Genomic DNA, 25,312 nt, shown 5'->3' on the forward strand with positions numbered 1-25,312 from the left:
ACCCGGCCCCGTACGCAACAAGGGTGCAGACGTTCGACGTCACACTCCGCAGACTACCGTTCACAGGCCGAAGCGACGCTGGAGGTCCCCCAGCTGGCCGGGAAGGCGCGGTGCGGAGCCGTGTTGACCGCCGCCCGCGGGGCCGCCGTGGCCGCCCGGAACTCCTGGCTCCGACGGCACGGTGCCCGTCGCGTGCTCGGCCATCAGCACCTCGGTCGACTGCAGCAGCACCGTGCCCGCGCCGACGAACTCGAACTGGTGCTCCTCACCCGACGCCCCGCCGATTCCGGTCAGCGCGCGCATCCCGCCCATCACCCCGGACATATAGCCGTGGTCGTAGTGGTGGCAGGGTGACGGACAGTCCGCCCACCCCACGAGGGCCTGCGGATCCACCCTGATCGGCGGCTCCATGAAGACCACCGGGCCGTTCGAGGCGGCGACGAACTTGCCCGTCCCGATCAGCGTCACGAACCCCGGCACGATCGACTGCTTCAGTGCCAGCGTCGGCTGGAACGCGAGCAGATTGCCGGACCGGATCGTGAGATTGCCGTTGTCGAGGTCGAAGGAGTTGACGTCGAAGGCCCGGTCGGCGAGCAGCATCTTGCCGCTGCCCTCCGCCACCACCCAGTCGCTCGCGTGCAGCGGCGAATGGAAGGACGTACGCATCAGCCGGTCGAGCCGGCCGTGGCCGATTCCGTTGAAGTCGATGCGCCCGTAATAGGCGATCATCTTGCCCTTCTGCAGGAACCACTGGCTCGACTTGAGCTCCACGCAGAAGGTGTACGGATTGACGTTGTCGTCGCTCGGCAGCGTCGTCGGGTCGAAAATCACCGGCGTGCTCACAGCTTCTCCTCCGACGCCTGGACGTACACCGCACCGCTGCCGCTGAGCTCGAGCTGGAACGCCTCGCCCGAGCCGCGGCCCACCATGTCGCGCCAACCCAGCGCCGTGGAGAGCTTGTTGCGTACGTCGCCGTGGTGCGCGACATACGCCTGCGGGTCCACATGGACCGGCCGCCCCGGGGTGATCGGCAGCTCGATCACTCCGCCGTGCGCCATCACCGCGACCGCGCCGTGGCCCTTGAGGGTCGTGGTGAACAGGCCCTGGCCGGTCACCTGCCCGCGCACCATGCCCATGACCCCGCCCTGCGAGCCCATGAACATCGTGCCCTGTTGCAGTGTCCCGTCGAAGGCGAGCAGCCGGTCCGCCTCGACACAGAGGGTGTCGCCGGTGAGGTTGATGACCTGGATGTGATGGCCGCCGTGGCCGAACATCACGGTCCCGCTGCCCTCGACCGTCATCAGAGGCGTCGCCTCGTTCGCCACGCGGCGCCCGATCATCGACATCAGCCCGCCCTGACCGCCACTCATGTTCGGCGTGAACGAGACCTCGCCCTTGTACGCGAGCATGGCGCCGCGCTGGGAGTACATCTTCTGGCCCGGGACCACGGTGGCCTCGACCATCTTGGAATTGACCTCGCGGAACGGCATCAGACGTCCCCTCCGACGGTGTTCCGCTCGCTCGGCTGGACGTAGACGAGCCCGTCGCCCTCGAAGCGGATCTGGAACGCCTCGCCGCCGCCCTCACCGAGGAACGTGCGGAAGGTCACACCCGACTGGAAGTCCTGCCGCAGATTGCCCTGGTGCGCGATGTACGCGCCGGGGTCGACCGACAGCGGGTACTGCGGTGTCACCCGCAGCACCACGGCCTGACCGTCCGACATGATCGCCGCCTGGCCGGTGCCCTCCACGGTGGTGGTGAACAGCCCGTTGCCCGTCGCGCCGCCACGCAGTCCGGTGAACGTCGTGCCGGTGCGCAGTCCCGCGTCGGTGCACAGCAGGTTGCTCGACTCGACGTAGAGCTTGTCGCCGTGCAGGTTCACGAGGTTGATCTCGGACGCGCGGTCGGCGAAGAAGCAGGTGCCCTGCCCCTTCACCTCCATCATGGTCATCTGCTCGCCGGTGAGCCGGCGGGTGACCATCCCGCGGATGCCCTCACCGCCACCGGACATCTTCTTGAAGGTCATCTGGCCGTCGTAGGCGACCATCGAACCGTTCTTCGCTTTGACGGCGTCGCCGGTCATGTCGACGGCGAGCACTTTGCTGCCTTGGAGTCGGAACATTGCCACGGGAGGACGTTAACCGGTGATTCCGGCCCCGAACAGGGGACTCGGGGATGATCCGGACCCTGACGAGGGACAGCACGGGCAGATGCCACAATGGTGACCCCCCCTTGTGCATTCATTCACAAGATCACTGCCCAACCGTGTCGTGTCCGACCCCGACGTCAAAGGTGCCTTCGTGGACATCAAGACCGCCACCGCCATCCACCGGCTGCGCCTCATCTCCGTCCCGGAGGCGCTCTCCTTCCCCGCTCTGCTGATCTTCGGCTCGCTGCTGAGCCGCATTTCGGACATCGACTTCCTGATGATGCCCCTCGGGATCCTGCACGGCGTGCTCTTCGTGATCTACGCGGTGCTGCTGCTCGACGTGTGGGCGAAGACCAAGTGGCCCCTCGGGCGGGTCGGCCTCTTCTTCCTTCTCGCGCTCCTGCCGTTCGGCGGCCTGTACGGCGACAAGCTGCTGAAGCGCTACGAGCAGGACGCCGTCATCGCCACCCGCGCCCGCCGCGAGACCAAGGTGGACGCGTGATCGTCGCGTTCTCCGTCACCCCGCTGGGCGTCGGCGAGGAGGTCGGCGAGTACGTCGCCGACGCCGTGCGGGTTGTCCGCGAGTCCGGGCTGCCGAACCGTACGGACGCGATGTTCACCTCGGTCGAAGGTGACTGGGACGAGGTGATGGACGTCGTCAAGCGCGCTGTCGCCGCCGTCGAGGAACGTGTGCCGCGTGTCTCCCTCGTCCTCAAGGCCGACATCCGCCCAGGAGTGACGGACGCGCTGACCTCCAAGGTCGAGACCGTGGAGCGCCATCTGGCGGGCTGACCCCGCGAGTTGTGCCGAGAGCCCCTGGCCCGAAAGAGCCGGGGGCTCTTCCGTGCCTGCTGTTCGAGCGAGCGCTCACAACCGTCCGATCTCGGCCGGGTCCTCTCCGCCTCCCCGCTCGGCGAATTCACCGACCCGACCGTTCTTGCGCGGGCGTCGCCGCGGTCCTTCACCGGCCTGGAGCTGTACGACGGCGTCGATCCGGGCGGCGCCGAGCGCGCCGTTGACGCATCGGACCAGCTCACGGTCCTGGCCGCGGCAGTGGACGAGCCCGGTCCGGTGGCCCAGCTGATGGTCCGACCGCCTCCGCCGTGCGAGTGCACGCCGCTGAGCGCTGTGACGGGTCAGGCGTCGTCCGGGTCCGAACCCGCGAGCGCCATGCCCAGCGGCGTGCGCTCGTACAGCACCTGATGGCCGTAGCGGCGCGAGGTCAGCAGACCCGCGTCCCGCAGCACCGCCAGATGCGCGGACACGGTGGAAGGAGCGAGCAAGAGCTGCTGCGCGAGTACGGTCGTCCCGGCAGGCTCGTCCAGCGCGCACAGCACATCCGCGCGGACCCGGCCCAGCAGCCGTGCCACCGCGTCGGGAGTGCGGTCCGCCCCCGCGTCCACAGCCCGCCGATGCCGCGCGCCGGATAGATGACGGCCGGCTGCCAGGGCGGCTCATAACCGCTGACCACATCCGGCCAGCTGAAGACGCTCGGCATCAGGACGAGCCCCTGCCCGCCGAGCACCCGGACATGGTCGCCGCGCATGCCGACGATCGTGAGCGTGGCGTCCTGCCAGGCAAGCCGTGGACTCAGCTCCCCGACCAGCCGTTCGAACCCACCCTCGGCGAGCCGGCGCGAGTGATAGGCAACATCCGCCTCGAGCAGCGCGCGCAGCCGCGGCCAGTCCGGCTCGACGAGCGCATGCCACGCCTGCTCGAGCAGGTCGGCCAGCCGCTGCACCGTACGCGCGGGGTCCTTGAGCAGTGCGCGCCCGACGGAACTGTCCGGCCCGCCGGGCGCGTCGGCGAGCGCGGCCGCGATGTCGTCGCGCGCGGTCGTGACGGGAGTGCCCCGGACGAGTGCGATCTCCTCCTCGAAGGTTGACGCGGATCTCTGGGGCGGCGGACAGAAGAAGTCGGGGTTGTGCCCGCCCTCCGGCATCAGCGCCCACAGCGGCCGTAGATCGATCCCGTCGGCCGCGCCCCGGATCCGTCGCAGCCAGGGCAGGTGATACCCGTGGCGTTCGGGTCGGGCGAGGGTACGGACGGCCGCCTGGGTCTCCCAGAGCGGGGACACGGCGAACCGGCACCGCAGGAGGTCCTGCTCACATCCTCGGCGAGGGGGAGCTCTTTGTACTGGGTCGGTCCCTGCTGCGGATCGTGTCGCAGAGCGCACTGCTCGCAGGGTTCGGTGTCGGCGGAGTCCTGCTTGCCGCAGTGTCCCCGCGCCGGGCGATCGCCGTCACCGCGGTGACGTTTGCGTGCTCGGCCCTGCTGCTGCGCTTCGGCACCCAGGACCGTCCGGCCCGCAGCGGCAGGGGAGGTGCCGTGCTGAAGGAGTCGCTCGCCGGGGCTCGGCTGCTGCTCGGCGACCGCCGGATCCGCGGGCTCATGCTCCTGTTCTGGCTGCCCACGATGTTCGTCGTGGCGCCGGAGGCTCTGGCCGTCCCGTATGCCGACGCCCTCGGCATCGGTCCGGCCGCGCTCGGGCTGCTGATGTGCGCCATGCCCGTCGGGCACATAGTCGCCGAGCTGTACGTGGGCTCCGCGCTGAGCCCGCGCACCCGGTCCCGGATCGTGCTGCCGGTGGCTGCCCTCGGACTGCTGCCGCTGATGGGATACGCCCTGCTGCCGGGGGTGGTGTGGACGCTCGCGCTGCTGGTGCTCAGCGGTGCGGGTGCGGCGTATGTGACAGGCCTCGATCAGTGGTTCGTGGACGCCGTCCCCGAGGATCTGCGCGGGCGGGCGATGACGCTGATGACGGCCGGGCTGATGACGGTCCAGGGGGTGGGCATGGCGCTCGCGGGCCTTGCGGCGGAGTTCCTGCCGGTCCACCAGGTCGTCGCCGGGGCGGGAGCCGTCGGAACCCTGTGCACGATCGCTGTGATCAGGCACATCGCGCGGTACCGGCGTCCGCCGTGCGCGTTGGGCCGAAAGACTGAAGGGACCGAAGCGCGAGACAGGGCTGACCAGCATGTGACCAGTGGGTAAGGTCGGTGCCGTGCCGAAGCCGCTCAGTCTTCCCTTCGACCCCATCGCCCGAGCCGATGAGCTCTGGCAGCAGCGATGGGGGCCGGTGCCCTCGATGGCAGCGATCACCTCGATCATGCGCGCCCACCAGATCCTGCTCGCCGAGGTCGACGCCGTGGTCAAGCCGTACGGGCTGACCTTCGCGCGGTACGAGGCGCTGGTGCTGCTCACCTTCTCCAAGGCCGGCGAGCTGCCGATGTCCAAGATCGGCGAGCGTCTGATGGTGCACCCGACCTCGGTCACCAACACCGTCGACCGGCTGGTGAGGTCCGGTCTGGTCGACAAGCGCCCGAACCCGAACGACGGCCGCGGCACCCTGGCCTCCATCACGGACAAGGGCCGCGAGGTCGTCGAGGCGGCCACCCGCGACCTGATGGCCATGGACTTCGGACTCGGCGCGTACGACGCGGAGGAGTGCGCGGAGATCTTCGCCCTGCTGCGCCCGCTGCGGATCGCGGCGGACGACTTCGACGCGAAATAGACCGTGCCGGCCGGGCGCGACCCGGGCGAAGATCGCCCCTTGCGCCCGGTTACGCTCTGGGCCATGAAAGCGAATGTGCTGACCCGCTACCGGGCGATGGCCTACGTCACCGCCGTGTGGCTGCTTGTCTTCACCGCGGCGATCGTCGCGAAGTACGCGTTCCATGTCGGCGACACCATGCTGATCTCGCAGATCCACGGTGTGCTCTTCATCATCTACGTGATCTTCGCCTTCGATCTGGGCTCCAAGGCGAAGTGGCCGTTCGGCAAGCTGCTGTGGGTGCTGGCCGCGGGCTGCATTCCGTTCGCCTCCTTCTTCGTCGAGCCGAAGATCACCCGGGAGACCCGCCGGCACATCACCGATGCCGCGAGCCCGGTCAAGGCCGAGGCGTAACACCTCCGAACGGCCGCGGGCACGGCCCGCGGCCACTGCGTTCATCTGCTGCTACGCAGCGTTGCCATCGACATTTACTAGGACGTCCTAGTAAATTGAAGGTATGGACGCTGACGCCATCGAGGAAGGCCGCCGACGCTGGCAGGCCCGTTACGACAAGGCCCGCAAGCGGGACGCGGACTTCACCACGCTCTCCGGCGATGCCGTCGAGCCGGTCTACGGGCCGCGGCCCGGGGACACCTACGAGGGCTTCGAGCGCATCGGGTGGCCCGGTGAGTACCCCTACACCCGCGGTCTGCACGCGACCGGGTACCGGGGCCGCACCTGGACCATCCGCCAGTTCGCCGGCTTCGGCAACGCCGAGCAGACGAACGAGCGCTACAAGATGATCCTGGCCGCCGGCGGCGGCGGGCTCTCCGTCGCCTTCGACATGCCGACCCTGATGGGCCGCGACTCGGACGACCCGCGTTCCCTGGGCGAGGTCGGCCACTGCGGTGTGGCCATCGACTCCGCCGCGGACATGGAGGTCCTGTTCAAGGACATCCCGCTCGGCGATGTCACGACGTCGATGACGATCTCCGGGCCCGCCGTGCCGGTCTTCTGCATGTATCTGGTCGCCGCCGAGCGCCAGGGAGTCGACCCGGCCGTGCTGAACGGCACGCTGCAGACCGACATCTTCAAGGAGTACATCGCGCAGAAGGAGTGGCTCTTCCAGCCCGAGCCGCATCTGCGTCTGATCGGCGACCTGATGGAGCACTGCGCGCAGGGCATCCCCGCGTACAAGCCCCTGTCGGTCTCCGGCTACCACATCCGCGAGGCGGGCGCGACGGCCGCGCAGGAGCTCGCGTACACCCTCGCCGACGGCTTCGGCTATGTGGAGCTGGGCCTGTCCCGCGGTCTGGACGTCGACACGTTCGCGCCCGGCCTGTCCTTCTTCTTCGACGCGCACCTCGACTTCTTCGAGGAGATCGCCAAGTTCCGTGCCGCGCGCCGGATCTGGGCGCGGTGGATGAAGGAGGTGTACGGCGCGAAGACCGACAAGGCCCAGTGGCTGCGCTTCCACACCCAGACCGCCGGTGTCTCGCTCACCGCCCAGCAGCCGTACAACAACGTGGTGCGTACGGCCGTCGAGGCCCTGTCCGCGGTCCTCGGCGGCACCAACTCCCTGCACACCAACGCCCTCGACGAGACCCTCGCCCTCCCCAGCGAGCAGGCCGCCGAGATCGCCCTGCGCACCCAGCAGGTGCTGATGGAGGAGACCGGCGTCGCCAACGTCGCCGACCCGCTCGGCGGTTCCTGGTACGTGGAGCAGCTCACGGACCGGATCGAGGCCGACGCCGAGAAGATCTTCGACCGGATCAAGGACCGCGGGCGTCTGGCGCACCCCGACGGGCAGCACCCGATCGGCCCGATGACCTCGGGCATCCTGCGCGGGATCGAGGACGGCTGGTTCACCGGTGAGATCGCCGAGTCGGCCTTCCGCTACCAGCAGTCGCTGGAGAAGGGCGACAAGCGCGTCGTGGGCGTGAATGTCCACCATGGCTCGGTCACCGGAGACCTGGAGATCCTGCGAGTCAGCCACGAGGTCGAGCGCGAGCAGGTGCGCGTGCTGGCCGACCGCAAGGCCGGCCGGGACGACGCGCTCGTGAAGTCCTCGCTGGAGGCGATGCTCGCCGCGGCGCGCGACGGATCGAACATGATCACGCCGATGATGGACGCGGTGCGGGCCGAGGCCACACTGGGCGAGATCTGCGACGCGCTGCGCGACGAGTGGGGCACCTACACGGAGCCCCCCGGCTTCTGACCCCCGGCTTGTGAACTGACGGCTTCCGAACCCCCGGCATCCGTGCCGGGGGTTCGGCGGCTGCGGCCGGAGCAGGGGGAGCGGATCAGCCCGAGAGGGCCTTTATCCCGGACAGCAGCAGCAGGGTGAAGCGGCGAGCCCACTCCGGGTCCACCGGCTCCCCGCTCACCAGCGCCCGGTGGACCACGGCGCCCGCCACCACATCGAAGATCAGGTCCGCGTTGAGATCTGCCATCGCGGGGTCGTCCTCGTACGGCAGTTCACCACGGGCCTGGGCGCGTTCGCGGCCCTCGACCACCAGTCGCTTCTGCCGCTCGACGATGGCCTCGCGGATACGGGCGCGCAGCGCCTCGTCGCATGTCGCCTCGGCGACCACACCCATCAGAGCCGTCTTCGTCTCCGGCTGCGCGAGCAGCGTGGCGAACTGGAGCACGACGGCCTCCACGTCCGCGGCCAGACTGCCGAGGTCGGGCAGTTCGAGTTCGTCGAAGAGAACGGCGACGGCATCGACGACGAGTTCGTTCTTGTTCGTCCAGCGGCGGTAGAGGGTGGTCTTGGCCACCCCGGCGCGCGTGGCCACATCGCCCATCGTCAGCTTCGACCAGCCCAGCTCGACGAGCGAGGCGCGCGTGGCCTCGAGGATCGCGGCATCGGCCTCGGCGCTGCGAGGCCGTCCCGTACGTCCTGTACGCGCTGATTTGGGGTGAGTGCTGCTGGACATGCCCGTGACCATACCGGCCGGTAAGGAAAACATCGCGGGCCTGTCCGTGTGAGGCAGTTCACCGAGCGAAACTCACACGCGAACGGGCGCATCCAGTTACGCTACGACCTGTAGCGAAAGCCTGGACAGATTCCTGACGGGCTCGAAGCGACAACCACAGGCGTAAGGGTGGGGACCCTGCGCCACATTCTGGGGAACGGAAGCCGGATCGACCGTCCGGCTTTTCACTTGGGCGCGCGGAGGGGGGAGGATGTACTCATGCAGCCTAGGAACATGTCCATGAGCGGCGTCGTCGACCTTGCCGCGGTGAAGGCGGCCGGTGAGGCCAAGGCGAAGGCGGAGCAGGCCCGGGCCGAGGCGGCCCGTCAGGGCGGCGGCGGTGCAGTGTCCCCCGCCACCCTTGTGATCGACACCGACGAGGCGGGCTTCGAGCGCGATGTCCTGCAGCGGTCCACCGAGGTCCCGGTCGTCATCGACTTCTGGGCCGAGTGGTGCGAGCCGTGCAAGCAGCTGACTCCGCTGCTGGAGCGCCTCGTCAAGGAGTACAACGGCCGCTTCCTTCTCGCCAAGATCGACGTCGACGCCAACCAGTTGCTGATGCAGCAGTTCGGGATCCAGGGCATCCCGGCGGTCTTCGCGGTGGTCGCCGGCCAGGCGCTGCCGCTCTTCCAGGGCGCGGCGCCCGAGGCGCAGGTCCGCGCCACGCTGGACCAGCTGATCCAGGTGGCCGAGGAGCGCTTCGGTCTGACCGGCCTGGTCGTGGACGCCGAGGCGCCGGAGGCCGACGAGGCCGCTCCGGCCGCCGTGCCGGCCGGTCCGTACGACGCCCTGCTGGAGGCGGCCGTGCAGGCGCTGGACGCGGGTGACTTCGGCGGTGCGGTCCAGGCGTACAAGAACGTGCTGGCCGACGACCCGGGCAACACCGAGGCGAAGCTGGGCCTCGCGCAGGCCGATCTGCTGGGCCGCGTAAGCGACATGGACCCGCAGCAGGTCCGCAAGGACGCGGCCGACGATCCGGCCGATGTGGCCGCGCAGATCGCCGCGGCCGATCTGGACCTGGTCGGCGGCCATGTGGAGGACGCGTTCGGCCGGCTGGTCGAGACCGTGCGGCGCACGTCCGGCGAGGACCGTGACAAGGCCCGGCTGCGGCTGCTCGAGCTCTTCGAGGTCGTCGGTGCGGATGATCCGCGGGTGACTTCGGCGCGTTCGGCGCTGGCCCGGGTGCTGTTCTGACGTACCTGTCATGAGAGCGCCGTTCCGGCGTTCCCGCGGCGGTGGTGCCTGCTCGGCACCACCGCCGTTTTGGCGACACAGTGACAAAACGCGACTCCGCTTTACCAAAACTTGGTAATCCGAGCGGTTGTTACTCCGAGTACATCAATCCGCTTGTTCTGTCCGTTTATTGGCGGCAATTTCCGACTCTGTCTCAGGGGGTCGTGGCACCCAGCGTGCTCGGGTGGCGCCAGTCGGTCGTGTCGTGGTTATCAGGCCGTTACTAGCGAGTAACGAACCCCCTTGTGCCCCGGCCGGGAATGGACCACGATCGGCCACGCTCGGTCCATTACCGCACCAGCCCGGCCCCCAGCCGTGCCGCGGGTCCTTGGGTCCCCACCGAGTCGGCCGGCGGCAGTGGCGCCGGTCGCGGACAGGGGGGTTCCTGCCGAACAGCAGGGCCTGTCCGACCGGTTGCGCGACAGCGCGACCAGTGGTTGTCGCTCGGGGGTGATCGCCAGTGTTTCGGACGCACCAAGCGCCTGAAAGTACGGGCGCTCTCCTTCCCGAGGACGTAGCACTTCTCCCATCCCAGGTCGGGCCCCGCAGGTCCGGACCGGAGATGTACGTCCGAGAAGGAGGAAAGTCATGGAGTCAATGGCTCGTGGTGGAACCAGATGGAAGCGGTTCGCCCTCGTCATGGTGCCTAGTGTTGCCGCCACGGCAGCGATAGGCGTCGGCCTGGCACAGGGTGCGCTCGCCGCGTCCTTCAGTATTTCTGGCCAGGAATTCAAGGTTGAGGCCGACAAGCTCGAAGGCACCAAGTTCGTTCAGTACGGCAGTATCGCCACGGGCAAGACGCTCGAGGGCAAGGACTTCGCGGCTCCGGTCGCCGTCTCCGGGTTCAAGACTGCCAAGATCACGAACATGTGTCAGTCGGTCGTGACGCCCAACGTGCCGTTCATCGGCAACGTGAGCCTCGAGCTGACCGCCGGCCAGGACCCGAAGAACCCGGTTCTCGCCGAGGACATCTACCTGGATGTCTCGGACCTCGAGGCCGACGCCGAGTTCGGTCAGATCGACATCGGCGTTGCCGCGGGCTCGCTGGCCAAGAAGGACGGTGACCCGGGCATCCAGCCGGGCACCAAGGCCAACCCGTACGGCTTCGGCCAGCGTGCCGACACGGCGGTTCTGACCGGTGTGAAGCAGAAGGCGTGGGCGACCACGGCCGGAACCTTCAAGCTCTCCGGTCTGAAGATGAAGCTGCACAAGGGCGTCAAGGAGTGCTTCTAGAAGCTGATGCTTCTGGACGGGCGGGGACTCCGCGAGCCCCCGCCCGCTCCGCCACCTCTCCACCCTCGTTTGAGCACGACCGCTTTCCAGGGAGCTGTTTTCCATGAGCGCCGAGTCCACTGGTTCCCGCGGATTCACCTACTGGCGACTGCGTTTCCGTGCGTGGCGTCGCAGCCGGCCGTTCTGGGCGGGTCTGTTCACCATGTTCGGCGGCGTACCGATCGCTTACCTGCCGTACGCCGACGTCCGGCTCGGCAATCTCACGATCGCCATGGCCACCACCGCCGGTGCCGGCTCGCTCATCATCGGTGTTCTGCTGGTCACGCTGGGCATGACGATGTGGTTCCACACGGTCGTCCGTGTATTCGCCGGTGTCGCTGCGATCGTGCTTGCGCTGGTTTCCCTTCCGGTGTCCAACATCGGGGGATTCCTTGTGGGCTTCCTGTTCGCCTTGTTGGGTGGCGCTCTCTCGATCTCCTGGATGCCCGGCCCGCCTCCGAGCAAGGCCGCCAAGCACGGTGTGAACACTGCACAGGTCGGCGATGACGCCGACCCGTACATGGAGGAGCCCCGTCCTGACGAGGGATCCGACCCGAACGTGACCGAAACGACTGCCCACGCCGATGGCGGGAGGAACAGTGCGGGGTGACGAAACACAACAGAGCGCCGCTGACGGCGGTGCTCCTCGGGCGAGAAGCGGGCCCCGTCACGCAGCCCCCAGGAAGTCTCTGCTGACCAAGCTTCAGATGCCCGCGGGCAAGGCGATAGCCCTGGCCGCGATGCCCACCGCCGTCTTCGTCGGTATGGGTCTCACGCCGAAGCTTGCTCTCGCCGACGACAAGGAGATCCCGTTCGCGCCGGGACCGTGCGTGACCCGATCCGACGAGCCTGCCGAGTCCGAGTCGCCGTCGCCGTCCGAGTCGGCCGAGCCCTCAGCGTCCCCCTCCGCGACCGCGAACCCGGACCCTGCGCCGAGCGACACGGCCGCCGGCGAGGAGGAGGCCCCGAAGCCCGCCGAGACGCCGTCCGCCGAGTCGGTCGACAAGGCAGCAGAAGAGGCCAAGGCGCCCGCGCCGACCCCGACGCCGAGCGAGACCAGGAACCCGCTGGACCCGCTGGGTGTGGGTGACGCACTCAAGGACCTGTTCGACGGTCCCGACCCGGAGCCGACGGCAACGGCCACGCCTGCCCCGAGCGAGACCAAGCCGGCGGACGAGCCGTCCAAGCCTGCCGAAGAGCCGGCTGAAGAGCCTGCCGAGAAGCCGGCGGACAAGCCGGCCGAGAAGCCCGCCGACACGGCGGGCGACACGGTCGACAAGACCGAGGAAGCGATCAGGGACGCCGCCGACAAGGCCGGCGCCACGGTCGAGGAGCTGGACGAGGACGCCAAGGGTCTCGACGCCAAGCAGGACGAGGACATCCCGGACGGCGCGAAGCCCCGCTTCCCGTGCCCGACCGCGGACCCGGAGGCCCTGGCCGACGCCCAGCTCGAGCCGGGCCGGCCGCTGCTCCCGGACGACCCGTGGATCCTGGAGAGTTCGAAGCTCACCCTGACGGGCCTGGACTACAAGGGCATCGTCGAGGTGAAGACCGGCAGCGGCAAGATCAAGAAGGTGCTGAAGTTCACCGCCGAGGGCGTGGACATCAAGGACCTGCACCAGCTGGTGGTCGGCCCCAACGGCACGACCGCACACGTCAAGGCTCGTCAGGGCTCCACCTCGACGATCCGGGGCGGCACGGTGACGATGTACACGGAGGAGCTGAAGGGCAACCTCTTCGGCATCATCCCGATCACCTTCAGCCCGAAGTCGCCGCCGCCGCTGAACGTTCCGTTCGCGATGTTCACCGACGTGAAGGTCACCCAGGCCGGCCAGTTCGGCGGGAACCTGACGGTCCCCGGCCTGAACAACTACTTCACCGGCGGCAACGCCGGCTGATACCTCCGGGAGCCGCACAAGGCTGTGGGCCGCACCCCTTCGGGGGTGCGGCCCACAGTCGTTCCCGCTCGTCGGGCCGACGCGTCCGACCACCTTCTCTGAGATCATTTCAGGCATGGACATCAAGGATGTGCTGGCGGACTACGCGAAGGCCGGCGGGGTGGGCATCCCCAGGCCGGGAGCCGCGCTGGACGACATCGCCGGCGTACTCGGCCCGCCCGTCGATGCCGACCACTTCCCGAACCCGGAGAAGTCCTGGCCCCGGACCTTCGCCTACGGGGACGTGCGCCTGGAGGTCTGCCGCTGCCGCAGGATCAAGCAGGTCGCGCTCAGCACCTGGACCGACACCGTGGACGTGCCGACCGGGCAGCCGGGAGAGACGCGGACCATCGCGGCGACAACCACGTTCGCGGACCTGAAAGAGGTACTCGCGTCGGCCGGGACCGACTGGGAGCTGTGGGAGCTCCCCACGGTGAGAAGTCAGTTCACCGTCATCGTCGGCGAGTACCCGCGGGACGTCCACTTCACCTTCCACGTCCCGGACCCCGACGCACCCGACCGCGCCACGCTGCACAGCGCGATCTCGAAGGACCTCGAACACACCTGCCCCGCGGACGCGTAGAACGGACGAGGGCCGGTTCCGCGACGGCGCGGACCGGCCCCTCCGGCAACCACCGAGGGTCAGCCGCGGCCGGCCACGTCCGACTCCTTCCGCCTGACCGCCGAGCGGGACGGCGTCACGGAGCACTGCACGTTCCACCGCTCAGCGGAGGGACTGCTGTCCGGTGTCCACTGGGATGAGCCCATCGAACTGCTCCGGGACTTCGAACCGTTGAGGGCACTGAACAAGGCCGCGTTCCGTATCGCGCAGGGGGAGGACGTTCCTCTCCCGCTGACACTGGGCTGACCCACGGGGGTGTCCGGCGGACACTCGTTCGCCGGGCACCACCATGCACCGTGGTCGTGAGGACCAATCGGGAGCGTTCCGCGGTGACGGTCGAGAGGGCGGCCCCGGCATCCCTGCCGAGAGCCGCCCTCGTCACGTGCGCGCAGGCCGTGTCAGCTGTGCGACTCCCCGCCGAGGTGGTGCACCCGCACCATGTTCGTCGTGCCGGGGACGCCAGGGGGCGACCCCGCCGTGATGACCATGATGTCGCCCTCGTGGTACCGCTGGAGCTTCAGCAGCGCCGCGTCGACGTGGTCCACCATCGCGTCCGTCGTCTCCACGAACGGCGCGAGGAAGGATTCCACTCCCCAGCTGAGGGTCAGCTGGTTGCGGGTGGACTCGTCGGTCGTGAAGGCCAGGATCGGCTGCTTGGCGCGGTAACGGGACAGCCGCCGGGCCGTGTCGCCGGACTGGGTGAAGGCCACCAGGGCCTTGCCGTCCAGGAAGTCGGCGATCTCGCAGGCCGCGCGAGCGACCGAGCCGCCCTGCGTGCGCGGCTTCTTGCCCGGGACCAGGGGCTGCAGGCCCTTGGCGAGCAGTTCCTCCTCCGCCGCGGTGACGATCTTCGACATCGTCTTGACCGTCTCGATCGGGTACGCGCCGACCGACGACTCCGCGGACAGCATGACCGCGTCCGCACCGTCCAGGATCGCGTTGGCGACATCGGACGCCTCGGCACGCGTCGGGCGGGAGTTGGTGATCATCGACTCCATCATCTGGGTCGCCACGATCACCGGCTTGGCGTTGCGGCGGCACAGTTCGATGAGGCGCTTCTGCACCATCGGGACCCGCTCCAGCGGGTACTCGACGGCCAGGTCGCCGCGCGCCACCATCACCGCGTCGAACGCCGCCACGACGTCGGCCATGTTCTCGACGGCCTGCGGCTTCTCGACCTTGGCGATGACCGGGACCCGGCGGCCCTCCTCGTCCATCACCTTGTGGACGTCCTTGACGTCGTCGGCGTCGCGGACGAAGGAGAGGGCGACCATGTCGCAGCCCATCCGCAGCGAGAACCGCAGGTCCTCGACGTCCTTCTCGGACAGGGCGGGGACGTTGACCGCCGTGCCGGGCAGGTTGATGCCCTTGTGGTCGGAGATGACACCGCCCTCGATCACGATGGTCTTGACCTGCTGGCCGTCGACCTCGGTGACCCGCAGTTCGACGTTGCCGTCGTTGATCAGGATCTGGTCGCCCTTGGAGACATCGCCGGGCAGTCCCTTGTACGTGGTGCCGCAGATGGACTTGTCCCCGGGGACGTCCTCGGTGGTGATGGTGAACTCGTCACCCCGCACCAGCTCGACGGGGCCCTCGGCGAAGGTTTCCAGACGGATCTTGGGACCCTGGAGATCCACCAGCACGCCCACGGCGTGGCCGGTTTCCCCGGACGCCTGGCGGACGCGGTGGTACCGCTCCTCGTGCTCAGCGTGGGTCCCGTGGCTCATGTTGAAACGGGCCACGTTCATGCCGGCCTCGATGAGCGCTTTCAGCTGCTCGTAGGAGTCGACGGCGGGGCCCAGTGTGCAAACGATTTTGGAACGGCGCATAAGGCGGATCCTATCGGTTTGTTTCGTCGCGGAATATTCCGTCTGGTGGAATGTACAAATGGGCGGCCGGCCGCTCAGGCGTTCAGTAATTCATTTCAGATCACATTTCAGGCTTTCACCAGCTCAAAGGTCTGTCGGGCGATCTCCAGTTCCTCGTCCGTGGGGACCACGGCCACTGCCACCCGTGCGTAATCCGCCGAGATCAGCCGCGGTTCGTCCGACCGCAGGGCGTTCCGCTCGGTGTCCAGCACCAGTCCCAGCTCCTCCAGGCCGGCGATGGCGGCCTGGCGCACCGGTGCCGCGTTCTCGCCGACCCCGGCCGTGAACACGACCGCGTCCACCCGGCCGAGCACCGCGTAGTAGGCGCCGATGTACTTCTTCAGCCGGTGGATGTAGATGTCGAAGGCCAGCCGCGCCCGCTCGTCGCCCTCGTCGATCCGGCGGCGGATCTCCCGCATGTCGTTGTCACCGCACAGACCGACCAGACCGCTCTTCTTGTTCAGCAGGACGTCGATCTCGTCCGCCGACATTCCGGCCACCCGCTTGAGGTGGAAGGTGACCGCCGGATCGATGTCACCGGACCGTGTGCCCATCACCAGCCCCTCCAAGGGGGTGAGACCCATCGAGGTGTCCAGGCACCGGCCGGCCGCGACCGCCGACGCCGACGCGCCGTTGCCGAGGTGCAGCACGATGACGTTCACCTCGGACGGGTCCTTGCCGAGCAGGGCGGCCGTGCGGCGCGAGACATACGCGTGCGAGGTGCCGTGGAAGCCGTAGCGGCGGATGCGGTGGGCGTCGGCCGTCGCCACATCGATGGCGTAGCGCGCGGCGTGCTCCGGCATCGTGGTGTGGAAGGCGGTGTCGAACACCGCGACCTGCGGCAGGTCCGGGCGCAGTGCCTGGGCCGTACGGATACCGGTGATGTTGGCCGGGTTGTGCAGCGGTGCCACCGGGACCAGCCGCTCGATCTCCGCCAGCACCTCGTCCGTGATCACCGTGGGCGCGGAGAACCGCAGACCGCCGTGCACCACCCGGTGGCCGATCGCCGCGAGCTCGGGCGAGTCGAGGCCGAGCCCGTCGTGCGCCAGCTCCTCGGCGACCGCCTTCAAAGCCGCGTTGTGATCGGCGATCGGCCCGGTGCGCTCGCGCTTCTCGGCGCCGCCGCCGGCCAGCGGAGTGTGCACCAGACGGGACGTCTCCTCACCGATCCGCTCGACGAGACCGATCGCGAGCCGGGAGTTGTCGCGCATGTCCAGCAGTTGGTACTTCACCGACGACGAGCCGGAATTGAGGACCAGGACGCGGGTGGGGGAGGCGGATGCGGAGGCGGTCATGCGGGCAGCTCCTCACCCTGGGACTGGATCGCGGTGATCGCGACCGTGTTCACGATGTCGCTGACGAGCGCGCCGCGCGACAGGTCGTTGACCGGCTTGCGCAGACCCTGCAGCACCGGGCCGACCGCGACGGCGCGCGCCGAACGCTGTACGGCCTTGTACGTGTTGTTGCCGGTGTTCAGGTCCGGGAAGATCAGCACCGTCGCCTGCCCGGCCACCTCGGACTCCGGCAGCTTGGTGGCCGCCACCGACGGATCGACGGCGGCGTCGTACTGGATCGGGCCCTCGACCCTCAGGTCCGGGCGGGCCGTGCGCACCAGCTTCGTCGCCTCGCGCACCTTGTCCACATCGGCGCCGGAGCCCGAGCTGCCGGTGGAGTACGACAGCATCGCGATGCGCGGCTCCACGCCGAAGCGGGCCGCGGTCGCCGCCGACTGGATCGCGATGTCGGCCAGCTGCTCGGCGTCCGGGTCCGGGTTGACCGCGCAGTCGCCGTACACCAGCACCCGGTCCGCCAGGCACATGAAGAAGACCGAGGAGACGATCGCTGCCTCCGGTTTCGTCTTGATGATCTCGAAGGACGGGCGGATCGTCGCGGCCGTGGAGTGCACGGCCCCGGACACCATGCCGTCGGCCAGGCCCTCCTCCACCATCAGCGTGCCGAAGTAGTTCACGTCGGCGACCACGTCGTACGCCAGCTCCTCCGTCACGCCCCGGTGCGCGCGCAGCGCCGCGTACCGCTCGGCGAAGCCCTGGCGCAGCTCGGAGGTCTGCGGGTCGATCAGCTGGGCCCCGCTCAGATCGATGCCGAGGTCGGCGGCCTTCTTGCGGATCACCTCGGTGTCGCCGAGCAGCGTCAGATCGCAGACGTCGCGGCGCACCAGCACATCGGCGGCGCGCAGTACCCGCTCCTCGGTGCCCTCGGGCAGCACCACCCGGCGGCGGTCGGCCCGGGCCTGCTCCAGGAGGTCGTGCTCGAACATCATCGGCGTGACCCGGCCGCTGCGCGCCACCGCCAGGCGGGCCAGCAGATCGGCGCTGTCCACATGGCGCTCGAACAGACCGAGCGCGGTCTCCGCCTTGCGGGGCGTGGCCGCGTTCAACTTGCCCTCGAGGCCGAAGAGTTCGGTGGCGGTGGGAAAACTGGTGCCGGACACGAGGACCACCGGCGTGCCGGGGGCGAGACGTGCGGCGAGGGTGAGGATCTCCTCGCTCGGCCGCTCGTTCAGCGTCAGCAGCACACCCGCGATGGGCGGAGTGCCCGCGGAGTGGGCGGCGAGCGCGCCCACGACCAGGTCGGCGCGGTCGCCCGGGGTGACCACCATGCAGCCGGGGGTCAGGGCGGTCAGGAAGTTCGGCAGCATCGCACCGCCGAAGACGAAGTCGAGGGCGTCGCGGGCCAGACCCGAGTCGTCGCCGAGCAGCACGGTGCCGTCCAGCGCGTGGGCGATCTGGGCGACGGTGGGGGCGGCGAGCGCCGGGTCGTCCGGCAGGACGTAGCAGGGCACGGGGAGGCGGGCCGCCAGCCGCTCGGCTATCTCCTCGCGTTCCTCGGGCGCGACCCGGTTCGCGACCATGGCGAGAACATTGCAGCCCAGGGCCTCGTACGCGCGGCAGGCGTTGCGGGTCTCGGCGCGTACGGACTCGGCGGGCTGGTCCTTGCCGCCGACGACCGCGATCACGGACGCGCCGAACTCGTTGGCGAGCCGGGCGTTGAGCGCGAGCTCGTCGGGGAGCTGGGTGTCCAGGTAGTCGGTGCCGAGCACCAGGACCACCTCGTACTCCCTGGCCACCCGGAGAAACCGCTCGACGAGCCGGGAGACCAGTTCGTCGGTACCCTTCTCCGCCTGCAGAGCCGCGGCCTCCTGGTAGTCCATGCCGTACACGGACGCCGGGTCCTGCGAGAGGCGGTAGCGGGCGCGCAACAGATCGAACAGGCGGTCGGGGCCGTCGTGGACCAGGGGACGGAAGACGCCGACCCGGTCCACCTGGCGGGTCAGGAGCTCCATGACCCCCAGCTCGACCACCTGCCGGCCGTCCTTGCGGTCGATCCCGGTCACATACACGCTGCGCGCCACGCGTGCTCTCCCGTCCACTGCGTCGTCGGTGATTGAGTGTGCACTTCTGCCTCTGCGGCTGCCCGAATCCGAGCGTGCGAAATGGCCGCCCGGGGCGGCACTTCCCTCTTGACAATACCCCTGCGGGTGGCTAGAGCGCCTGTCGGGCAAAGGGGGTTGCGGGGCATGGCCGAAGGGCCCGCGAGCAGGGCCGGGGACCGTACGGCGCAGCGGCCGGGAGCGCGGCGTCCGGGCCGTCCATGGGACAATTGGATCCGGCTCACATGCACCATCGAGGAGCAGGAGACACGGCACGATGCGCATCGGAGTTCTCACCGCAGGCGGCGACTGCCCCGGGCTGAACGCAGTGATCCGGTCGGTTGTGCACCGGGCCCTGACCGGGCACGGCGACGAAGTCATCGGTTTCGAGGACGGGTTCAAGGGTCTGCTCGACGGTCACTACCGGCCACTCGATCTCAACGCGGTCAGCGGCATTCTCGCCCGCGGCGGCACGATCCTCGGCTCCGCCCGGCTGGAGCGCGGGCGTCTGCGCGAAGCCGCCGAGACAGCAGCGGAGTTGGCGAAGCAGTACGGCATCGACGCGCTCATCCCCATCGGCGGCGAGGGGACGCTCACCGCGTCCCGGATCCTGGCCGATGCCGGAATGCCCGTCGTCGGTGTTCCCAAGACCATCGACAACGACATCTCCTCCACCGACCGCACCTTCGGCTTCGACACCGCCGTCACGGTCGCCACCGAGGCCATCGACCGGCTGAAGACCACCGCCGAATCCCATCAGCGGGTGATGGTCGTCGAGGTCATGGGCCGCCACGCGGGCTGGATCGCACTGGAGTCCGGTATGGCGGGCGGCGCGCACGGCATCTGCCTGCCCGAGCGGCCCTTCCAGGTCGAGGACCTGGTCAAGATGGTCGAGGAGCGCTTCGCCCGCGGCAAGAAGTTCGCCGTCATCTGCGTCGCCGAGGGCGCCCACCCTGCCGAGGGCTCGATGGAGTACGCCAAGGGCGAGATCGACCAGTTCGGCCATGAGCGCTTCGAGGGCATCGGCAACACGCTGGCCGCGGAACTGGAGAGGCGCCTGGGCAAGGAGGCCAAGCCGGTGATTCTCGGACATGTCCAGCGAGGCGGCACACCGACCGCGTACGACCGGGTGCTCGCCACGCGCTTCGGCTGGCACGCGGTGGAGGCCGCGCACCGGGGCGAGTTCGGCAGGATGACCGCGCTCCGCGGGACAGAGGTGCAGATGGTGCCGCTGGCCGAGGCGGTGACCCAGCTCAAGACCGTGCCCGAGAACCGGGTGTTCGAGGCCGAGTCCGTCTTCTGACCCGGCCCGCCGCTCCTCTGCGTACCGAACGGCCTTGATCGCCCCCCGTCGACGATCAAGGCCGTCCGCCTTCCCCCGTGCCCCTTGAGCGGCTCCCCTCTCCTGCCGCGCTCGGGGATGGCGCAGATCACTCTTGAGTTCATCCGCGCCGCTCGCAAGGCTGTTCACTGTCCGGGACGTGTCCCACCTTGTCCCAGCAGGTGAGTCGCGAGAAGGAGAGTGGATGGCCGTCGCCGGGAGCGGTGCTCCGGATCCGGAACAGGCGTCCGGCTCCGCCGAGTTCGTCGCCGCGTTACAGGCCCTGAAGGACTGGTCGGGCCTGACCTACCGGGAGTTGACGTCCCGGGCGGAAGCGGTCGGCGACGTACTGCCGCGCTCCACCATGGCCAACATGCTCAGCCGCAGCACCGTGCCGCGCGAGGAACTGGTCGCGGCGTACGTGCGAGCCTGCGGGTGCGGTCCCGCAGATGTGGACACCTGGCTGCATGTACGCAAGGAGCTCGCGCGGGGCGAGCGCCAGGCCGGGGAGATGTCGCAGCCGGACGCCCTGTCGCGGGACCCGGAGGAGGCCGAGGGGGCCGACGCGCCCGAGCCGCCGCTCGATCCGTCCGGACCTCCGGTGCCGCGCAGGCGTTCCCGTGCCGCCCTGACGGCGGCAGCGGTCGTCGCGACGGGCGTGGCCGCGCTCGCGCTGACCCTCGCCTTCCGCGACTCCGACTCGGCGGGCGAGAAGCCGGCGGGGGAGAAGGAGGAGGCCGCCTTCACCCCGCTGAGCTCTCCGTCGCCCGGGCCGATCCGGATCAAGGCCGTGCACTCCGGTCTGTGTCTCGCCGAGCGCGGTGGCCAGAACGGGCAGCTGTACCAGCTGCCGTGCTCGCCGGACTCCATCCCGAGCTTCTCGCTGAAGCGGGTCGACGCCGGCTGGCGGCTCGTGACCTTCCACCCGAAGTTCGGCGAGGGCTGCACCGGCGTCATGGACAAGTCGACGGAGGTCGGAGCCCCGGTCGAGGACCAGGAATGCGGCAAACGCGGCCCGGCCGAGGCCTTCCGCCTGGAGCCGGTCGGCCAGCCTGTCCGCGGCTTCCGGTTGCGTCCCCTGCACACCGAGCTGTGCGCCGGGGTGCTGGGCGGAGCCACCCGGAAGGGCGCCGAGATACGCCAGTTGACCTGTACCGAGGAGACGAAGGGCCAGCTCTTCGCGCTCGAGCGCGGAAGGTCCGGACCGGAGCCGACGTCCTGAACCGGACCAGCTGCCGCCGCACGTCGACGGGGCGGGGCCTATGACTGTCCGGACAGCGCCCTACCCGCGGGCCAGTTCCCAGAAGTGGTCGGTGATCCGGTCCAGGAACCTTCGGCCCGCCTCCCCGGTGTCCTGCGATGCCGTGCCCCAGCTCAGCGTCGCCACCATCAGGGACTGGTAGTCGGTGTGCAACTGCTCCAGCACGTCCTCCAGTTCGCGGCGCTCCAGCGGCAGCATCCTGGCCACCGGCCGGACGTACGCCTGCCAGCGTGCGGTCACCGCGTCCCGCAGCAGCTGCGCAAGCTCCCGGTCGCGGCCGGTCGCCGCCAGCAGGTCGCGCAGTGTCAGCCCGAGCACGGCGCCGAGCGCCGCGGTCTGCCGCTCGTTGCCGCGCCAGCGGCCCGTCTCCTCCATCCGCAGGTACGCCGTCACCTCGACGCCGAGCCGGCGTGCCAGGTCGTCGGGTGTCATACCGCGGGCGATACGGTGCTCCCGCAGCGTCCGGGCCGCGGCGAGCAGCTCCCCGGGCGCGCACCACAGCACCCCTGCGAGCGCGGTCAGTTCATGGGCGTCGGGGGAGGCGATCCCGCGCTCCCACGCCACGACCGTGTCCGGAGTGACATGGAGTCCGTACTGGGCGCCCAGCCCGTACGCGACATGGCCGGGTGCCATCCCGAGGGCCTCGCGGAGCCGGCGCGCGGCGGGGGCGTTGAACGGCGGGGACGGGGTCTGCACGCGGACAAGGTACGGGTGGCGGTGGCCCGGCGACTACGGTGCGTACACCCAAAGCAACAACTCGTAGGAACGTCCGAGTTGATCACCCTTTGCTAACGTCGGGGCGTACCGCCGGCCGCTGGGGGAATGTGTGCGGACGTTACTGTCAAGTACGGGGCCGCGCAAGACCGCTGTGCTCGTCCTGGCTCTGGCCCTGCTGGCCGCGGCGGGACTCCTGGTCCGCGCACAGCTGCTGCGGGACGGACAACTCGACGACAACCGGGACCGGTTGAGGTCCGCCTGCCAGGGACTTCTGCCGCACGAGGAGCTGGCGCGCCGGCTGCCCGACGACCAGGACGTCGTACCCGACGAGTACGGCACCGTCCTCGACCCGGGGCAGGAGAGCCGGGCGCTGCTGGACTGCAGGCTGCCGTGGGGTGCCGGTCGTGAGGTCCGACTGCGGGCCGAGGCGCTGCTCGCCCGGCAGCTGGCCCTGCCGGGCGACAGTGACGGCCCGTTCCTGTACCGACTGTCCACCGGGGCCGAGGGATTCGTCCACCGGTTCGAGAGGCGTGGCCGCGCCGAAGCCATCGCATCGGTGCTGGTCCACTGCCCGAAGGGGGTGCGGGCGCGCGGAGGACGGAGCACGGGTGTCCGGGTGGCCGTACAGCTGCCGGCCGATGACCGCGCCGCCGACCGGCTGCTGGCCGCCCGGACCGCGCTCTCCTTCGCCGACTGGGTCACCGGACGGCTCGGCTGCGGGGCCGCAGCCCTTCGCACAACGACCCGCGCCCCGGCCGGTTCTCCGCCGTCCGGCCACGCTATGTGCGCCTGGCTGGACCCGGAACGGGCGGATCGGGCCGCGGGCCGCTGGACCCACTCCGGCAGCCGCCGCTTCACCACCTGGCAGAACAGTTGCACCGGCCGCCGCGAGAAGGGGGCTCCCGCACCACGACGACTGGAACTCGAGGGCGTCGAGACCCACAGCGCCGCCGGGGCACTGGGGCGTGAGCTGTACGAGACCGAGTTCTTCACCGGGCCCGAGGCGGACCCCGACGGAGTCAGAACCTTCCACTACGCCGGGGACGGGGGCACGTTCCACCTCTATGCCACCTCCGTCTGCGACGGCGGCCCCGTTCATCACCGGGTCTCCGTGAAGCCCCACATCACCTACGACGACCAGGGCATGGCACGGCTGACCGCGGCGGACTGGTCCCGGATCACCGCGGACACCCGCGCGGTGTTCGACCGCTGCATGAACGCCGATGACGGCTGGCCCCGGCGGTCCCACTGCCGCAGGACCACGGTGCAGGAGGAGCTTTCGTGACCGCCCCGCCGACCGCCCGTACCCGCACACTCGCGGCCACGGCAGGCGCGCTCCTGCTGCTGACAGCCGGCTGGCTGTTCCTGAACGGCGATCTCGACCGCTGGACCGGATCACGTGCACTCGCGGGAGCCTGCGACGGCGTACTCGCGCAGGACGAGACACGGAAGGTCCTCGGAGACGGGGCTCTTGCCGAGGACGCCGTCCGCCGTCACAGCGAGGACGGCAGCACCGGCGGCGAACGCTCGCTGCTGGTCCGCTGTGTCATCGAGCGTGTCACCGGACAGCCGGCCGTGGAGGGCGAGGTCGAGGTGACCGTCCACGGCGTGCCCACGCCGGAGGCCGGTCGGGTCCAGGACGCCCTGTACCGGGGCACGCACTCCGTCCGGCCCGTACCGCTCGGTCACGGCTGGAACGGCTTCTACGCCTCGGACGGCGAGAGGGCACCGCCGCCGTCCTGCTCGACTGTCCCGGCGTCCCCGGCGACCTGCTGGTCACCGTGCTCGCGGACGTGGACGGATACAACGCGGACAACCCCGCGCACCGCACCCGTGTGGCGCGGCTGGCCACCGCCACCGCCGGGCGGGCCGCCGACCGCTGGGACTGCGGCGCGCCCCGGGGCACGGCGCCGCGCACGGTTCCGCTGCCGACCGGTGACGACGAGTCCGTGGACCCCGGCCGGGCGAAGGGGACCTGCGCCGGGGTACCCGGCCGCGGCGGGACGTCCCGGGTCTGGGAGAGTCCCCGGGGTGACTCCCCGCGCGAACAGTGCGCGCTGGGCGGAGTGTGGGAGCCGTCCAGTGTGCTGGACGCCTACTACGGTCCGTACGCCGAGGACATGCGCCGCCGGCTGGAGGGCGAGCAGCCCGTCCAAGCCGTGCTGTACGCAGCGAGCGCGCTGTGCCCGGACACGGACGAGCCCGCGCTCTATGTGCTCCACTCCACGCACTCCACGCTGTCCGCCGCCGACGCGCGCGCCACGCTCACGGCGTTCGCCCGGCGCTCCGCCACGGCGCACGGATGCGACGCACCCACGCAACCCGAGCGCCCGGACCCGCCGGAGCCCGGCCGGGGCTGAAGTGGACGGTGCCCGTGAGGTGGTTCAGCGGGTGGTGCGGATCCAGCGGTACTGAAGCTCAGGGCGCCCGATCTGGCCGTACTGGGGGCTGCGCGCGGCTCGCCCGTCGGTGACCAGATGCTCCAGATAGCGGCGCGCGGTGATCCGTGAGATCCCGACCGCCGCGGCGGCCTCGGTGGCCGTCAGCCCCTCGGCGCTGTCCCGCAGCGTGCGGGTCACCGCCTCGAGGGTGGGGCCGCTGAGTCCCTTGGGCAGCGTGGCGGCCCGGGGTGCGCGCAGGGCGGCGAGGGCACGGTCGACCTCGTCCTGCCCGCTGGCTTCACCGGCCGCGGCGCGGAACTCGGCGTACCGGGTGAGACGGTCGCGCAGGGTCGCGAAGGTGAAGGGCTTCAGCACGTACTGGACCACGCCGAGCGACACGCCCTCCCGGACGACGGCGAGATCGCGGGCGGAGGTGACGGCGATGACGTCCGCCGAGTGGCCGGCGGCGCGCAGGGACCGGACGAGCTGCAGCCCGTGCCCGTCGGGCAGATACAGATCGAGGAGGAGGAGATCGATCGGGGTCCGCTCCAGCGCGCGTACGGCCTGCCCGCGCGAATGCGCGACCCCGGCGACGGCGAACCCGGGGACGCGGCCGACATAGAGCGCATGCGCATCGGCGGCTACGGGGTCGTCCTCGACGACAAGGACCCGGATCGTCATGCCCAAGCCTC

At 69.9% G+C, this 25,312-nt stretch carries 24 protein-coding genes and 2 pseudogenes; 15 read left to right on the forward strand and 11 right to left on the reverse strand.

What is annotated here, in order from left to right:
- Positions 1-60: 60 nt before the first annotated feature.
- The 3 genes from ABZ208_RS10580 to ABZ208_RS10590 are packed head-to-tail and all read right to left on the reverse strand — an operon-like array spanning position 61 to position 2,122.
- Entirely contained in the window at positions 61-843 is a 783-nt protein-coding gene (locus ABZ208_RS10580) for an AIM24 family protein (protein WP_356909120.1), read from the reverse strand.
- Positions 840-1,490 carry an AIM24 family protein gene (locus tag ABZ208_RS10585; protein ID WP_356909121.1) on the reverse strand — a complete coding sequence of 217 codons (651 nt, stop codon included), beginning with the start codon at positions 1,488-1,490 and terminating at the stop codon, positions 840-842. The genes ABZ208_RS10580 and ABZ208_RS10585 overlap by 4 nt, the downstream gene beginning before the upstream one ends.
- Positions 1,490-2,122 (reverse strand): AIM24 family protein, encoded by a 633-nt coding sequence (locus tag ABZ208_RS10590; RefSeq protein ID WP_356909171.1) that lies wholly within the window; start codon positions 2,120-2,122, stop codon positions 1,490-1,492. The genes ABZ208_RS10585 and ABZ208_RS10590 overlap by 1 nt, the downstream gene beginning before the upstream one ends.
- A gap of 178 nt (positions 2,123-2,300) precedes the next feature.
- Between ABZ208_RS10590 and ABZ208_RS10595 the strand changes: the two genes are divergently transcribed.
- On the forward strand, positions 2,301-2,651 hold the full coding sequence (locus tag ABZ208_RS10595) for a DUF3817 domain-containing protein (protein ID WP_356909122.1): 351 nt from the start codon (positions 2,301-2,303) through the stop codon (positions 2,649-2,651).
- Positions 2,648-2,941, forward strand: a complete 294-nt coding sequence (locus ABZ208_RS10600; protein WP_356909123.1) for an MTH1187 family thiamine-binding protein — start codon at positions 2,648-2,650, stop codon at positions 2,939-2,941. The genes ABZ208_RS10595 and ABZ208_RS10600 overlap by 4 nt, the downstream gene beginning before the upstream one ends.
- A gap of 344 nt (positions 2,942-3,285) precedes the next feature.
- On the opposite strand, the pseudogene ABZ208_RS10605 reads toward ABZ208_RS10600, so the two are convergent.
- A pseudogene (locus ABZ208_RS10605) lies at positions 3,286-4,244 on the reverse strand (DUF5937 family protein).
- A gap of 14 nt (positions 4,245-4,258) precedes the next feature.
- Between ABZ208_RS10605 and ABZ208_RS10610 the strand changes: the two are divergent.
- The 4 genes and pseudogenes from ABZ208_RS10610 to ABZ208_RS10625 all read left to right on the forward strand — a co-directional run.
- Positions 4,259-5,140 (forward strand): annotated as a pseudogene (locus ABZ208_RS10610) (MFS transporter); the annotation flags it as partial.
- A gap of 10 nt (positions 5,141-5,150) precedes the next feature.
- Positions 5,151-5,660, forward strand: coding sequence for a MarR family transcriptional regulator (locus ABZ208_RS10615; protein WP_328396287.1), 510 nt, complete (start codon positions 5,151-5,153; stop codon positions 5,658-5,660).
- A 63-nt stretch (positions 5,661-5,723) separates the two neighbouring features.
- Positions 5,724-6,053 carry a DUF3817 domain-containing protein gene (locus tag ABZ208_RS10620; protein ID WP_356909124.1) on the forward strand — a complete coding sequence of 110 codons (330 nt, stop codon included), beginning with the start codon at positions 5,724-5,726 and terminating at the stop codon, positions 6,051-6,053.
- 103 nt (positions 6,054-6,156) lie between these two features.
- Positions 6,157-7,857 (forward strand): methylmalonyl-CoA mutase family protein, encoded by a 1,701-nt coding sequence (locus tag ABZ208_RS10625; RefSeq protein WP_328396283.1) that lies wholly within the window; start codon positions 6,157-6,159, stop codon positions 7,855-7,857.
- A gap of 85 nt (positions 7,858-7,942) precedes the next feature.
- Here ABZ208_RS10625 and ABZ208_RS10630 read toward each other — a convergent pair whose 3' ends face one another.
- Complete coding sequence (locus tag ABZ208_RS10630) at positions 7,943-8,578, reverse strand: TetR/AcrR family transcriptional regulator (RefSeq protein WP_356909125.1); 636 nt, start codon at positions 8,576-8,578, stop codon at positions 7,943-7,945.
- 258 nt (positions 8,579-8,836) lie between these two features.
- On the opposite strand from ABZ208_RS10630, the gene ABZ208_RS10635 reads away from it, so the two are divergent.
- From ABZ208_RS10635 to ABZ208_RS10655, 5 genes are all read left to right on the forward strand, one after another.
- Positions 8,837-9,811 carry a tetratricopeptide repeat protein gene (locus ABZ208_RS10635; protein ID WP_356909126.1) on the forward strand — a complete coding sequence of 325 codons (975 nt, stop codon included), beginning with the start codon at positions 8,837-8,839 and terminating at the stop codon, positions 9,809-9,811.
- A gap of 627 nt (positions 9,812-10,438) precedes the next feature.
- Positions 10,439-11,083, forward strand: a complete 645-nt coding sequence (locus ABZ208_RS10640; RefSeq protein WP_356909127.1) for a DUF6230 family protein — start codon at positions 10,439-10,441, stop codon at positions 11,081-11,083.
- A gap of 103 nt (positions 11,084-11,186) precedes the next feature.
- Complete coding sequence (locus ABZ208_RS10645; RefSeq protein ID WP_356909128.1) at positions 11,187-11,732, forward strand: DUF6114 domain-containing protein; 546 nt, start codon at positions 11,187-11,189, stop codon at positions 11,730-11,732.
- Positions 11,722-13,020 carry a hypothetical protein gene (locus ABZ208_RS10650; protein WP_356909129.1) on the forward strand — a complete coding sequence of 433 codons (1,299 nt, stop codon included), beginning with the start codon at positions 11,722-11,724 and terminating at the stop codon, positions 13,018-13,020. Before ABZ208_RS10645 ends, ABZ208_RS10650 begins: the two co-directional genes overlap by 11 nt.
- 115 nt (positions 13,021-13,135) lie before the next feature.
- Positions 13,136-13,642, forward strand: a complete 507-nt coding sequence (locus ABZ208_RS10655; protein WP_356909130.1) for a hypothetical protein — start codon at positions 13,136-13,138, stop codon at positions 13,640-13,642.
- Between the two features lie 437 nt (positions 13,643-14,079).
- Here ABZ208_RS10655 and pyk read toward each other — a convergent pair whose 3' ends face one another.
- From pyk to pta, 3 genes are all read right to left on the reverse strand, one after another.
- The gene (pyk, locus tag ABZ208_RS10660; protein WP_356909131.1) at positions 14,080-15,510 is read right to left on the reverse strand and encodes a pyruvate kinase; all 1,431 of its coding nucleotides are present in this window, start codon (positions 15,508-15,510) and stop codon (positions 14,080-14,082) included.
- Between the two features lie 107 nt (positions 15,511-15,617).
- A complete protein-coding gene (locus ABZ208_RS10665) occupies positions 15,618-16,844 on the reverse strand; it encodes an acetate kinase (RefSeq protein ID WP_356909132.1) in 1,227 nt (408 codons plus the stop codon).
- On the reverse strand, positions 16,841-18,922 hold the full coding sequence (pta, locus tag ABZ208_RS10670) for a phosphate acetyltransferase (RefSeq protein WP_356909133.1): 2,082 nt from the start codon (positions 18,920-18,922) through the stop codon (positions 16,841-16,843). The genes ABZ208_RS10665 and pta overlap by 4 nt, the downstream gene beginning before the upstream one ends.
- A gap of 295 nt (positions 18,923-19,217) precedes the next feature.
- On the opposite strand from pta, the gene ABZ208_RS10675 reads away from it, so the two are divergent.
- Together ABZ208_RS10675 and ABZ208_RS10680 are read left to right on the forward strand one after the other, a co-directional pair.
- On the forward strand, positions 19,218-20,243 hold the full coding sequence (locus tag ABZ208_RS10675) for an ATP-dependent 6-phosphofructokinase (protein ID WP_356909134.1): 1,026 nt from the start codon (positions 19,218-19,220) through the stop codon (positions 20,241-20,243).
- Between the two features lie 223 nt (positions 20,244-20,466).
- Complete coding sequence (locus ABZ208_RS10680) at positions 20,467-21,483, forward strand: helix-turn-helix domain-containing protein (RefSeq protein ID WP_356909135.1); 1,017 nt, start codon at positions 20,467-20,469, stop codon at positions 21,481-21,483.
- A gap of 60 nt (positions 21,484-21,543) precedes the next feature.
- Here the strand turns inward: ABZ208_RS10680 and ABZ208_RS10685 are convergent, their stop codons facing one another.
- Positions 21,544-22,155 carry a helix-turn-helix domain-containing protein gene (locus tag ABZ208_RS10685; protein WP_356909172.1) on the reverse strand — a complete coding sequence of 204 codons (612 nt, stop codon included), beginning with the start codon at positions 22,153-22,155 and terminating at the stop codon, positions 21,544-21,546.
- A gap of 193 nt (positions 22,156-22,348) precedes the next feature.
- Here ABZ208_RS10685 and ABZ208_RS10690 point away from each other — a divergent pair, with 193 nt between their 5' ends.
- A complete protein-coding gene (locus ABZ208_RS10690) occupies positions 22,349-23,524 on the forward strand; it encodes a hypothetical protein (RefSeq protein WP_356909136.1) in 1,176 nt (391 codons plus the stop codon).
- A 110-nt stretch (positions 23,525-23,634) separates the two neighbouring features.
- On the opposite strand, the gene ABZ208_RS10695 is transcribed toward ABZ208_RS10690, so the two are convergent.
- Positions 23,635-23,928, reverse strand: coding sequence for a hypothetical protein (locus tag ABZ208_RS10695; protein WP_356909137.1), 294 nt, complete (start codon positions 23,926-23,928; stop codon positions 23,635-23,637).
- Positions 23,929-24,032: 104 nt separating this feature from the next.
- On the opposite strand from ABZ208_RS10695, the gene ABZ208_RS10700 reads away from it, so the two are divergent.
- Positions 24,033-24,599, forward strand: a complete 567-nt coding sequence (locus ABZ208_RS10700) for a hypothetical protein (protein ID WP_356909138.1) — start codon at positions 24,033-24,035, stop codon at positions 24,597-24,599.
- A 24-nt stretch (positions 24,600-24,623) separates the two neighbouring features.
- On the opposite strand, the gene ABZ208_RS10705 is transcribed toward ABZ208_RS10700, so the two are convergent.
- The gene (locus tag ABZ208_RS10705) at positions 24,624-25,301 is read right to left on the reverse strand and encodes a response regulator (RefSeq protein ID WP_328396252.1); all 678 of its coding nucleotides are present in this window, start codon (positions 25,299-25,301) and stop codon (positions 24,624-24,626) included.
- Positions 25,302-25,312: the final 11 nt, after the last annotated feature.

Source organism: Streptomyces sp. NPDC006208 (assembly GCF_040613775.1).
Classification (GTDB): Bacteria; Actinomycetota; Actinomycetes; order Streptomycetales; family Streptomycetaceae; genus Streptomyces.